Here is a 12323-nt window from a genome sequence, read left to right on the forward strand (position 1 = left end):
TTCAAGGCTTAATGCTGACGGTTGGCTTTTTCAACCAGACCAGACAAGCCTTGGCGACGTGCCAGTTCATTTAATACCAATTGCACATCTAGGTCGAAATAACCGAGCATGACGATGGTATGGAACCAAAGATCTGCCACTTCATAGATCAGATCATTTTTATGGTCTGCCGAAGCATCCTGATCAAAGTCTTTGGCTGCCAGCACAGTTTCAAAGCTTTCTTCACCCACTTTTTCCAGAATCTTGTTCAGGCCTTTATGGTAGAGCTTGGCTACATAAGAGGAATCTGGATTGGCCTGTTTGCGTTCTGCCATCATTTGTCCCAGATAAGACAAGACTTCGACCTGTTCAGATTGGGCGGTTGATGCTTCCATCGCCAGCGTATGCGGATTCGTAGATTTTTCGCCATAAATTGCAGACGGGTCTTTCAGCTGTGCATCGACAGTTTCCCAGCCATTTGGCGTGAGCTTGCGATAGAAGCATGATTCACGGCCAGTATGGCAGGCAATGCCACCATGCTGTTCAATTTGCAGCACAATCACGTCGGCATCACAGTCCAGACGGATTTCATGTACAGTTTGAAAATGTCCTGATTCTTCACCCTTATGCCATAATTTGTTGCGTGAACGGGAGAAATACACTGCCTGATTTTTTTCGGCAGTTAAAGCCAATGCTTCACGGTTCATCCAGGCCACCATCAACACACGTCCAGTTTGATGATGCTGGGCAATGGCAGGGACTAATCCTTGTTCGTTAAATTTTACTTCATCGAGCCATTGCACATTGTTCATAAGGGTTTCCATCATTTCAATCAAAATATAAAAATACGGATAGGAAATATCCGCTGATAGTGTACGTGATCTCGCAGCATTTGCGGCAAAAATCTGTGTTGATCAGGACAGGCTGTGTCGTGGTTTTTTAAATCCGTCCACTTTATTTCAGATCTTGCAAAAATGAGACAGAGAAAAGCCGCCTAGTTGGCGGCTCGTATTGCGATTCAATTATCCGTATGAAAAATTACCAGTGTTCGCCCGGGAACAGACGCGCATATGCTTTCTGCACCAAGTTCAATTTTTGTGGTTGGCCCACAGATGCACTTGAACTTGGGAACAGGTTGAAACCAATGGACATCAAGACATTGTTGATATCTGGCGCAATGGAATAGGTAATGGATGCCAGACGGCCCAAACCGGTCGCGACTTTCTTCGGGCGCTTCATGATTGCATAGGCAATCAGGTCGGCTGCCTGTTCTGGAGAAAGCGTTGGAACATATTTATAGATTTTGGTCGGTGCAATCATCGGGGTACGCACTAAAGGCATATAAACCGAGGTGATTGCAATTTTATGCGCATGTACTTCAGCAGACAGGCAGCGGCTAAAGGCATCCAGCGCAGCTTTTGATGCTACATAGGCTGAAAAGCGGGTCGCATTGGCCAACACGCCAATTGAACTGATATTGATGATATGACCCGCGCGGCGAATCATCATTTGTGGCAGGATATTCATGACCAGACGCACCGCACCAAAATAATTCAGCTGCATGGTACGTTCGAAATCATGGAAACGATCTACCGATTCATGTACGGCACGGCGAATCGAACGACCCGCATTATTAATCAGGATATCAATATGGTCGACTGAAGCAATGATCTGCTTGGAGACTTCGTCAATCGCTTCCATATTGTTTAAATCACATGGAAATATCGAGGCTTTACCGCCTTTTGCTTCAATTTCTGATTTTACTTGTTCTAGGGTTTCTTGAGTACGGGCTACCAGTAAAACATGGGCACCTGCATCGGCCAATTGATGTGCTGTGGTTAGGCCAATACCGCTGGATGCACCAGTAATCAGCACGGTTTTACCTGCAACACACTTTTCCAGTTGTTTGAGTAGTCTAGTTTTCACGTTTGTTATCCCTAATTTGAAGTCTGCGTTCAAATTATTTTTATTAAAGGTCTATGGCGCTCTAACAGAAGACGAGAGCGAAGGTGAGTATGGATATGATAACTAATTCTTCAGGAAAATCTATACATTAAATTATTGAAATTAAAATAAAAATTAGAGTAATTGCTCTATTTGTGTTCGCTATTTCATTTAACTTTTATCATGAAAATAAAAAGCAAAGCAAGTGGCTGTTTTAGAAAATAAATAAAAAACCTCATCAGAAATGATGAGGTTTCGGGTCAGTTCTAAGCACTGCTTTAAACGGCGGCCAATGCCTGTTCCAGATCGGCAATCAGGTCGTCAATATGCTCAATTCCAATGGAAAGTCGTACCATATCTTCACTGACACCGGCAGATTTCAGTTCTTCAGCATTCAGCTGACGATGGGTGGTGGTGGCAGGATGACAGGCCAGACTTTTGGCATCACCGATATTGACCAGACGGGTGAACAGTTGCAGGGCATCAATAAAACGTGTGCCCCCTTCAAGGCCATGCTGTACTCCGAAAGTCAGAATGGCAGACGGTTTACCTTTCACATATTTCTGTGCCAAGGCATGCTGTGGATGATCTTTCAGGCCAGCGTAATTGACCCATTTCACTTTAGGATGTTTTTGCAGATATTCAGCGACTTTCAGTGCGTTTTCGGTATGACGTTCCATTCGCAGGCTTAAGGTTTCCAGACCTTGCAGAATCAGAAACACATTTTGTGGACTAATCGCAGCGCCGGTATTACGCAGCGGCACTACACGCGCACGTGCGATATATGCTGCTTCCCCCAAAACTTCAACATAGTTCACGCCGTGGTAACTTGGATCTGGTGTATTGAGGGCAGGGAAGCGTTCAGGATATTTACCCCACGGGAATTTGCCGCTATCCACAATGATGCCGCCAATGGAATTGCCATGACCACCGATATATTTGGTCAGGGAATGCACGATAATATCTGCACCGAAATCGAAAGATTTTTGAAGTACTGGGGTGGCAACAGTATTGTCGACAATGACCGGCACGCCATATTCGTGCGCAATTTTAGAGATTTCTTCCAGATCAATAATATTACCCAGTGGGTTACCAATTGATTCCACAAAAACCAGTTTGGTTTTTTCATCAATCAGGTCATGCAGACTTTCCGGTTTTTCATAATCAAAGAAACGGACTTCAATACCTTGTTTGGGCAGGGTGTGCGCAAAAAGATTATAGGTACCTCCGTAAAGCGTCGATACCGAAGCAATATTGTCCCCAGCTTCAGCAATGGTCTGAATTGCATAGGTAATCGCAGCCATGCCAGAGGCCAAAGCCAGTGCACCAATTCCACCCTCAAGCGCTGCTACACGTTGTTCAAGTACTGCAGTGGTCGGGTTCATAATCCGGGTATAGATATTTCCCTGTACCTTTAAATCAAACAAATCGGCCCCATGTTGTGTATTGTCAAAGGCATAAGATGTGGTTTGATAAATTGGTACAGCCACTGCTTTAGTGGTTGCTTCGGGGGTATAGCCTGCGTGAATCGCTAAAGTTTCTGCTTTATAACTCATTCTGTTTGATCTTCTTGTTTAAGCTTATGGCTTGAGTGTAGCATTTTTACATATAAGTAAAAGTGCAATTTTATTGAAATGAATATATGAAATATTCATATACCAGTCTGGATTTAATCCGGTTATTTTACTGAAAATGGTTGTTTAAAAAAACATCAGCAATAAACTTGTAACAATGCATGCAAGTTCATGGCAATGGCTTATGTTTTTGCTGCTTTCTGCGTATAATAGCCGATTATTTTTTCGCTCATTTTTGAGCTGGGGTCGTTGTTCTAACCCTATTTGGTTTTTCAGTTGAGGAGTCCTACGTGGCCCAATATATTTACACGATGAACCGAGTGTCGAAGATGGTTCCGCCTAAGCGCGAAATCCTGAAAGACATCTCCTTATCATTTTTCCCAGGCGCTAAAATTGGTGTGCTTGGTTTAAACGGTGCAGGTAAATCTACCTTGCTTCGTATTATGGCGGGCGTAGATAAAGATTTCTCTGGTGAAGCGCGTGCACAGCCGGGTATTAAAATCGGTTATCTTGAGCAAGAACCACCTTTAGATGAAACCAAAGACGTTCGTGGAAATGTCGAAGATGGTTTACGTGAACCGCTTGATGCTTTAGCGCGTCTGGATGAAGTCTTTGCTGAATATGCAGCAGAAGATGCGGATTTCGATGCACTTGCGAAAGAACAAGAAAAGCTTGAAGCAATTATCCAGACCTGGGATGCGCATAACCTTGCGAACCAGATGGATCAGGCTGCTGCGGCATTGAACCTGCCAGCTTGGGATGCAGATGTATCTAAGCTTTCAGGTGGTGAACGCCGTCGTGTGGCACTGTGCCGTTTACTTCTGTCTAAGCCGGACATGTTACTTCTAGACGAACCGACGAACCACTTGGATGCTTCATCTGTGGCTTGGTTGGAACGTTTCCTGAAAGACTTCCCGGGTACCATCGTAGCCATTACGCATGACCGTTACTTCCTGGATAACGTAGCTGAATGGATTCTTGAGCTTGACCGTGGCATGGGTATTCCATATCAAGGTAACTATTCTTCTTGGCTTGAGCAGAAAAATGCCCGTTTAGAGCAAGAGAACAAGCAGGAAGAATCTTTTGCTAAGGCGTTGAAAAAAGAACTTGAATGGGTTCGTTCAAATGCCAAAGGCCAGCAAAAGAAAAACAAAGCGCGTATGGAGCGTTTTGAAGAGCTTAACTCACGCGAATTCCAGCAGCGTAACGAAACTTCTGAAATCTACATTCCACCTGGTCCACGTCTGGGCAACAAGGTTGTAGAAGTTGAAGGCATCAGCAAATCGTTTGGTGATCGTTTACTGTACAAAGATTTAACATTCACGGTACCACCTGCCGCAATTGTGGGTATCGTGGGTGAAAACGGTGCAGGTAAAACCACACTGTTCCGTATGATGACGGGCGAACTGCAACCTGATACCGGTACGGTAACGCTGGGTGAGTCAGTGAAAGTGGCGTATGTGGGTCAGATCCGTGACACCTTAGATAACAACAAAACCGTCTGGGAAGAAGTGTCTGGTGGTTTGGATATCTTGAAGATTGGCGAATACGAAATCGCATCACGTGCATATATCGGTCGTTTTAACTTTAAAGGTCAGGATCAGCAAAAACGCGTAGGTCAATTGTCTGGTGGTGAGCGTAACCGTTTACAACTTGCGAAAATCCTGCAAATGGGCGCTAACGTGATCTTGCTGGATGAACCATCAAACGACTTGGATATCGAAACTTTACGTGCACTTGAGGATGCAATTCTTGTATTCCCGGGTACAGTCATGGTGATCTCGCATGACCGTTGGTTCCTGGATCGTATTGCAACACATATCTTGTCATTCGAAGGTGAAACACCTGAATTCTTCACCGGTAACTATGCTGAATTCGAAGCATATCGCCGTAAACGTGATGGTGATGACTTAGTAACGAAGCGTCAAAAATATCGCAAAATTGGTGCTTAATAACCCTAAATTTTGTAAATAAAAAACCAGCCTCAGGGCTGGTTTTTTTTATACTTATTGCATGCTGAAGGGTAAATTAGACTTCCCATTCATGGTTGCATTCACGGCATTTCCATTTCTTTTGTGTTTGCATAAATGCCTGCATTGAAATTTTAAAATCAGGTAAGTCCTTATAGAACATAAAACCTGCGATCAAAGAAAGAATAAAAACGATCACAGTTGCAGTCTGTAAAGTCGTACCTGCACCATCGCCAAAAACCCACATCGCAATGCTAATAATCACTAGCAATAACAACAGGAACAGGGCGGGTACCAGAAACATTAGGCTTTTAGGAACCACTGGACGTGGAGCTGCTTGACCTGGCTGGGCCACCGGCATGATTTTCGGGCTTTGACACTTAGGGCAACGATATTGCATTACAACTCCAAAATTCTAAATTACTGATTATTTTATCGGAAGATGCGAAGAAACCGAAATATTGCCCAACATAAAATATACAGGCAATAAAAAACCCAAGTCGCAATGCTTGGGTTTTTTATAAGATGACCATAATTTATTATGGTCATCTTGAATATGGCGTCCCTACGGGGATTCGAACCCCGGTTACCGCCGTGAAAGGGCGATGTCCTAGGCCTCTAGACGATAGGGACAATTGAGGCAAATTACACAGCTAAAGCAAGACTTGATTTGGTGGAGTCAAGGAGGATCGAACTCCTGACCTCTACAATGCCATTGTAGCGCTCTACCAACTGAGCTATGACCCCAGCCTGTGTGAGCGCTATATTAGGGATATCATACTCACACGTCAATAAAAAAATTAATTAAGCTTGATCAACTGCTTCATTTTTCGGCAATTTTAAGCTTTCATTGAGCTTTTCCCAGACTTTTAGCTCTTTTTTGCTCGGGCCGCCGACAATTTCCAGTGCATGACGTAAACGTGCAAAGGTTAAATCCGGACCAATGGTGACCATCGTCTGCATGACTGGGGTAGAGGCTGTCGAACCGGCAATGGCAATAAAGAACGCAGGCATGAAGTCACGTAACTTGATTTCCATTTGTGCAGCCAAGTCCATCAAGGTCTGGCTCACTGTGTCATTGTTCCAGGTGAACAGACTTTCCAGACGCCAGATCGCAAATTGCAGGCTTTGACGCACTTGCTCTTCAGACAGTTTTTTGCTTACAAACTGTTCTTTGCTCAGGGTCGGGAGGTGGTTGAAGTAATGTGCCGACCAGTTCACCGCTTCAGACAGCAGGTTAATACGCGGTTGAATCGCAGCTGCAATTTCTTCCAGTTTTGCGCGGTCTGCTTTCCAGGCCAATAAGGTGTCAAGTAATTCAGCCGGGCTGAGTGCCTTGATCCATTGACCATTTAACCAGTTCAATTTCTCTACATCAAAGATTGGGCCGCCCAAAGAGACACGTTTAATATCAAAATGCTCAATCATTTCTGCCAAAGTGAATTTTTCACGTTCATCTGGCATTGACCAACCCATACGACCCAAGTAGTTCAACAGGGCTTCAGGCAGTACGCCGATATCTTTGTAGTAGTTGATTGATGTTGGGTTCTTACGTTTAGATAATTTAGATTTATCCGGGTTACGTAAAAGTGGCATGTGGCACAGCACAGGCATTTCCCAGCCGAAATATTGGTAAAGAAGCTGATGTTTCGGTGCAGATGGAATCCATTCTTCACCACGAATCACGTGGGTGATTTGCATTAAATGGTCATCCACCACATTTGCTAAGTGGTAGGTTGGGAGGCCATCGGTTTTCAGCAGAATCTGCATGTCTACTTGCGCCCATGGAATTTCCACTTCGCCACGCAGCATGTCATTAAATTTACATACGCCTTCAGTTGGGACTTTCATGCGAATCACATGTGGTTCGCCAGCGGCCAAACGGCGCTCAACTTCTTCTTGTGAAAGTTGTAGACCGCGACCGTCATAACGAGGCGTTTCACCACGTGCCTGCTGTTCTGAACGCATCTGATCGAGTTCTTCTGCAGTTGCGAAACAGTAGAAAGCATGTCCTTTTTCTACCAGTTCAAGTGCATATTGCTTATAGATATCCATACGTTCGGACTGACGGTAAGGCGCATGTGGACCACCTACATCAGGACCTTCTGACCAGTTTAAGCCCAACCAGCGCAATGAATCCAGGATCATTTTCTCAGATTCAGGCGTTGAGCGGAGTTGGTCGGTATCTTCGATACGAAGAATGAATTCACCACCGTGCTGTTTAGCAAAACATAAGTTAAACAGGGCGATATAGGCAGTCCCTACATGCGGAAAACCAGTAGGAGAAGGTGCAATACGAGTACGAACAGTCATAGCCGGATCTAATCTTGAATATAAAATTGTAACTATTATAGCGAAAAAGCCACATCACTTAATGCTTTATTCAACATTGAGTAATGTGGCTTTTAAATCTGTACGTATTCAGCTCTTTTGGTACTGATTAAGAGTGATCGCTCGAAAAAATACTTTGTACGAAGCGGGTAAAACGATAATTCTGTGCTGCCAAGAAATTTTGCGATGGTGCAATTTTAAGAGCAGTTAAGACTTTTAAATTATCTTCTGTATGGAGCGTTTTTTCGCTTTTTTGTTGCTGAATCGCTTTTTCAATCGGCGATGACTTGTTTTCAGCGGTGCTTACTACTGTTTTCGGCAAGTCTGCCTTCACAACCACGGCATGACCGAGCTGAATCGAAAACAACATAATCAGGCTTAGGATGCTGGTTGTGAACAATTTAAATTTCATATCCAAACTTCCTCCTTACTTCTGGTTGGTTTTATTTTGTTAAAAATGTTTTTTTTAATACTCTGTCTACAATTTAATCACAGTTGTTCATAAAGAAGTAGAACCAAGTCACATTTTTTACAAAAGAAATTATATAACTCTGTGGAAAATTACTAAAAAACGTAATTTCCTGTTTTAGTGGCCTATTTTTAACAGAAAACTGTGAAGACAACGTGAAGAACTGTCTTATATTGTAGCAGAAGATTAATTTTATGGCGAAATATGTATCCGGATTTAATTGTTAGGAGATATCTCAAAATCAGAAATAGATTATAAATATTATTATAAGCATATGATTGTTAGGTTTATTTTTGATTTGTATAGTGCAGATCATATAAACAATGAGTTACATATGATGAAAAGAATAATAGCATCAGCAATCTTGACAATTATAGCAGGAACAGCAGTACAGAATTCCATCGCCAAAGATTTCCTGAATGTGTCTTATGACCCGACCCGGGAATTTTATCAGGAGTATAACGAAGAATTTGGCAAGTTCTGGAAGCAGAAAACCGGACAGACGGTTAATTTTAAGCAGTCACATGGTGGTTCAGGCAAGCAGGCACGTTCAGTGGTCGACGGTTTGCAGGCCGATGTGGTGACCTTGGCATTGGCCAATGATATCGAAGAAATTGTCAAAGCGAGTTTAATCGAGAAAGGCTGGCAAAAAGAGTTTCCGAGCAATTCGGCGCCTTATACTTCTACGATCGTATTTCTAGTACGTAAAGGTAATCCAAAGCAAATTAAAGACTGGAATGATCTGACCAAACCGGGCGTAGAAATTATTACCCCAAATCCCAAAACTGGGGGTGCACCGCGCTGGATCTACCTGTCTGCTTGGGGTTATGCACTGAAACAACCTAGCGGTAATGATACTAAGGCCAAAGAGCTGGTGAAAAAGCTCTATAGCAATGTCAAAGTACTCGACTCCGGTGCGCGTGGTTCGCTGACAACTTTTGCCGAGCGCGGTATCGGGGATGTGCTTTTATCCTGGGAAAATGAAGCCTTGCTGGCGACACAAGGCTTGGGTAAAGACAAGTACGACATCGTCTATCCATCGATTTCAATTCTGGCCGAGCCATCGGTGGCAATTGTCGATAAAAACGTGAATAAAAATGGCACGACCCATCTGGCAAAAGGCTATTTGAACTATTTATATTCACCGAAAGGGCAGGAGCTGGCTGCGAAATATTTCTTCCGTCCGCGGGACGCCAAAGTCGCTGCCAAATATTCAGCCCAATTCCCGAACATCCAGACCTTCACCATTGATAAAGTCTTTGGTGGCTGGGCCAGAGCGCAAAAAACGCATTTTATCAATGGGGCGATTTATGATCAGATTTATAATGAAAAAAGATAGCTAAACAGCGGTTTAGAATGAGATAAAGAAAATGGTGCAAGTTATTATCCATTTTCTTTATATCTAATGCATAAAATTCTATATATTAGAGATAAGTAGAATAATAATTAACTTTTTCTTTTAAAAACAAAATACTAATCAAGAAAAACCTTTTATTCTATCGTGTTGCACCAGCAGCGGGTGAATTGCGATAAATGATTTTATTTCATATAGTTATAACCAATGAAGATAAACTCCCTGTTTCTATGAAAACTCAACTCAAATCGTTATTTAGTGCTGCCTTATTGGTGGTCGGTTTAGGCATGACTGCAACTGCCGCTCAAGCCGCAGACCGTCAATTTTTGAATGTGTCTTATGATGCCACACGCGAGTTCTACGACGAATTTAACAAATCATTCGGCGCTTACTGGAAAAACCGGACTGGTCTGGATGTGAATTTCAAGCAGTCACATGGCGGTTCGGGCAAACAGGCACGTTCTGTGGTCGATGGTTTGAAAGGTGATGTGGTGACTTTGGCGCTGGCCAATGACATTGAAGAAATTGTGAAATCTGGTCAGATTCAGCCAGGCTGGCAAAAGGAATTTCCTCATAACTCGGCACCTTATACCTCAACGATCGTATTCATGGTCCGCAAGGGCAACCCGAAAGGCATCAAGGACTGGAAAGATTTGACCAAGCCAGGGGTGCAAATTATTACCCCGAACCCGAAAACCGGTGGCTTACCGCGTTGGGTGTATCTGTCTGCATGGGGTTATGCCGAGAAACAGCCGGGTGGTAACAAAGCCAAGGCGCAGGATTTTGTTGGCAAGCTTTATAAGAACGTCAAAGTAATGGATTCTGCTGCACGGGCTTCAATGACCACCTTTGCTGAGCGTGGTATTGGCGATGTATTACTGACCTGGGAAAATGAAGCCTTGGTCACGCAAAAAACCTTGGGTAAAGACAAGTTTGATATCGTTTATCCATCGATTACGATTTTGACTGAACCCTCAGTAGCGATTGTGGATCGTACCGTAGATAAAAATGGCAATAAATGGTTAGCAACCGGTTATATCAATTACCTGTATTCACCATTGGGTCAGGAAATGGCTGCTAAGCATTTCTATCGTCCACGTAATGAAAAAGTATTGGCCAAATATTCGGCACAGTTCCCGAAAATCAAAACCTTTACGATTGATGAGGTCTTTGGTGGTTGGGCCAATGCACAGAAAACCCATTTTGCCAATGGTGCAATTTTCGACCAGATTTATAACAGCAAGCGTTAATTGATCTGCGAAGTCATCTTGCTGATAAAAAAAGCCTCCTGAACTGGAGGCTTTTTTTGTGGCAGAAAATGCTAAAACGGTTTTCTCTATGGAAAGTAATATTTATCTACAAAAAGTCGTTTGGAGCTTTGCTCAAACAGGGTGATAATGTGCAGTTAAATTTTTCCCCCTACTGATTGAGTTTTTATGTCACATATTTCTGTATTACTTCACGAAACGATTGATGCCTTGTTGGCGGGTCGCAATACGGGAACTTATGTGGATGGAACCTTTGGCCGGGGCGGACATACGCGTTTATTGCTGTCTAAATTAGATGAACATGCACGTGTTTATGCCTTTGATAAAGATCCACAGGCACTGGCGGTGGCAGCCGAACTCGAACAAGAAGATCCACGTTTTAAAATTATCCATGCCAGCTTTGCTGATCTGAAAGAGGCATTGGCTGAACTGGGTATTGAACAAGTTGATGGGGTAATGGCGGATCTGGGTGTTTCTTCACCACAGCTGGATCAGGCTGAACGTGGCTTCAGTTTTATGAAAGATGGCCCGCTGGATATGCGTATGGACAACTCGCAAGGTCCAACGGCAGCAGAATGGCTGACCCAGATTGAAGAAGAAGCACTGGCGAATATCATTTTTAAATATGGTGAAGAGCGTTATAGTCGCCGTATTGCCAAGGCTATTAAGGCTGCCGGATATATTGATACCACGGCCAAGCTGGCCGAGATCGTAAAAGTAGCGCACCCGAAATGGGAAAAAAACAAGCATGCTGCGACCCGTACTTTCCAAGCGATTCGTATTGCTATTAATAAGGAATTAGAAGATATTGAAATCTTCTTGCCTCAGGCGGTAGAAATCTTGAAGCCGCAAGGGCGTTTGGCGGTGATTAGTTTCCATTCACTGGAAGACCGCTTGATTAAACAATTTATTCAAAAAGAGTCAACGCTTGAAGAGGATTCAGGCTGGGGAATGCCACAACAACAGAAAGATACGCGACGTTTGAAGAAAGTTGCTCGTGTTAAAGCCAGTGAGGAGGAGGTTAAAGCCAATTCCCGTTCACGTAGCGCATGGCTCCGGGTAGCAGAACGTTTAGCTTAATAGGCAGATCATGAAAACGGAAGTGGTTGATAAAAAAACAGAAAAATTGTGGCTGAAAAAAGTTGCAATTTATCTCATGCTGATACTGATGGTCTTTGTCAGTGCAGTATTTGTGGTATTTCAGGTGTTTGAATACCGTCAGGACAACAGAAAGCTAAGTACTTATCTGCGTGAGCGCGATGATCTCAATGCGGAGTGGGGCCGTTTGCTGATTGAACAGCAAACTTTTGGCGCGACGGCACAGATCGGTACGCGTGCAGTGACACAGTTGCGTATGTATTCCCCTCCAGTTTCACAGAGTGTGGTGATTTCCTTACCACAAACTTCAGATGAGAAAAAATAAGGCTAGCGTTC

Annotated in this window: 11 protein-coding genes and 2 tRNA genes; 5 read left to right on the forward strand and 8 right to left on the reverse strand. The window is 43.5% G+C overall.

The genetic code is table 11. The annotated features are described in order from the left end of the window. Positions 1-8 precede the first annotated feature (8 nt). From hisIE to H9629_RS08640, 3 genes are all read right to left on the reverse strand, one after another. Entirely contained in the window at positions 9-791 is a 783-nt protein-coding gene (hisIE, locus tag H9629_RS08630) for a bifunctional phosphoribosyl-AMP cyclohydrolase/phosphoribosyl-ATP diphosphatase HisIE (RefSeq protein WP_064102367.1), read from the reverse strand. 226 nt (positions 792-1017) lie between these two features. After that, positions 1018-1905, reverse strand: a complete 888-nt coding sequence (locus H9629_RS08635; protein ID WP_064094618.1) for an SDR family NAD(P)-dependent oxidoreductase — start codon at positions 1903-1905, stop codon at positions 1018-1020. A 296-nt stretch (positions 1906-2201) separates the two neighbouring features. After that, complete coding sequence (locus H9629_RS08640; RefSeq protein ID WP_064102368.1) at positions 2202-3479, reverse strand: O-acetylhomoserine aminocarboxypropyltransferase/cysteine synthase family protein; 1278 nt, start codon at positions 3477-3479, stop codon at positions 2202-2204. A 308-nt stretch (positions 3480-3787) separates the two neighbouring features. Here H9629_RS08640 and ettA point away from each other — a divergent pair, with 308 nt between their 5' ends. Beyond that, positions 3788-5449, forward strand: coding sequence for an energy-dependent translational throttle protein EttA (gene ettA, locus H9629_RS08645; RefSeq protein WP_064094616.1), 1662 nt, complete (start codon positions 3788-3790; stop codon positions 5447-5449). A 76-nt stretch (positions 5450-5525) separates the two neighbouring features. On the opposite strand, the gene H9629_RS08650 is transcribed toward ettA, so the two are convergent. The 5 genes from H9629_RS08650 to H9629_RS08670 form a co-directional block, all read right to left on the reverse strand. Next, positions 5526-5867 (reverse strand): hypothetical protein, encoded by a 342-nt coding sequence (locus H9629_RS08650; protein WP_064094615.1) that lies wholly within the window; start codon positions 5865-5867, stop codon positions 5526-5528. Between the two features lie 157 nt (positions 5868-6024). Then, positions 6025-6100, reverse strand: a tRNA-Glu gene (locus H9629_RS08655). A gap of 38 nt (positions 6101-6138) precedes the next feature. Continuing rightward, a tRNA-Ala gene (locus H9629_RS08660) sits at positions 6139-6214 on the reverse strand. A 57-nt stretch (positions 6215-6271) separates the two neighbouring features. Next, positions 6272-7780 (reverse strand): glutamate--tRNA ligase, encoded by a 1509-nt coding sequence (gltX, locus tag H9629_RS08665; RefSeq protein WP_191730924.1) that lies wholly within the window; start codon positions 7778-7780, stop codon positions 6272-6274. Between the two features lie 127 nt (positions 7781-7907). Beyond that, positions 7908-8210: a hypothetical protein gene (locus tag H9629_RS08670; protein WP_191730925.1), complete on the reverse strand. Its 303-nt coding sequence runs from the start codon at positions 8208-8210 to the stop codon at positions 7908-7910. A gap of 394 nt (positions 8211-8604) precedes the next feature. On the opposite strand from H9629_RS08670, the gene H9629_RS08675 reads away from it, so the two are divergent. The 4 genes from H9629_RS08675 to ftsL all read left to right on the forward strand — a co-directional run bounded on the left by H9629_RS08675 (position 8605) and on the right by ftsL (position 12312). Then, positions 8605-9606: a sulfate ABC transporter substrate-binding protein gene (locus H9629_RS08675; RefSeq protein WP_191730940.1), complete on the forward strand. Its 1002-nt coding sequence runs from the start codon at positions 8605-8607 to the stop codon at positions 9604-9606. A 245-nt stretch (positions 9607-9851) separates the two neighbouring features. Further along, positions 9852-10871 carry a sulfate ABC transporter substrate-binding protein gene (locus tag H9629_RS08680; protein WP_191730926.1) on the forward strand — a complete coding sequence of 340 codons (1020 nt, stop codon included), beginning with the start codon at positions 9852-9854 and terminating at the stop codon, positions 10869-10871. 186 nt (positions 10872-11057) lie between these two features. Continuing rightward, entirely contained in the window at positions 11058-11969 is a 912-nt protein-coding gene (gene rsmH / locus H9629_RS08685; RefSeq protein WP_191730927.1) for a 16S rRNA (cytosine(1402)-N(4))-methyltransferase RsmH, read from the forward strand. A 76-nt stretch (positions 11970-12045) separates the two neighbouring features. Beyond that, on the forward strand, positions 12046-12312 hold the full coding sequence (ftsL, locus tag H9629_RS08690) for a cell division protein FtsL (protein ID WP_404793807.1): 267 nt from the start codon (positions 12046-12048) through the stop codon (positions 12310-12312). Positions 12313-12323 lie beyond the last annotated feature (11 nt).

Origin of the sequence: Acinetobacter pecorum (assembly GCF_014837015.1) — a bacterium.
Taxonomy (GTDB): Bacteria; Pseudomonadota; Gammaproteobacteria; order Pseudomonadales; family Moraxellaceae; genus Acinetobacter; species Acinetobacter pecorum.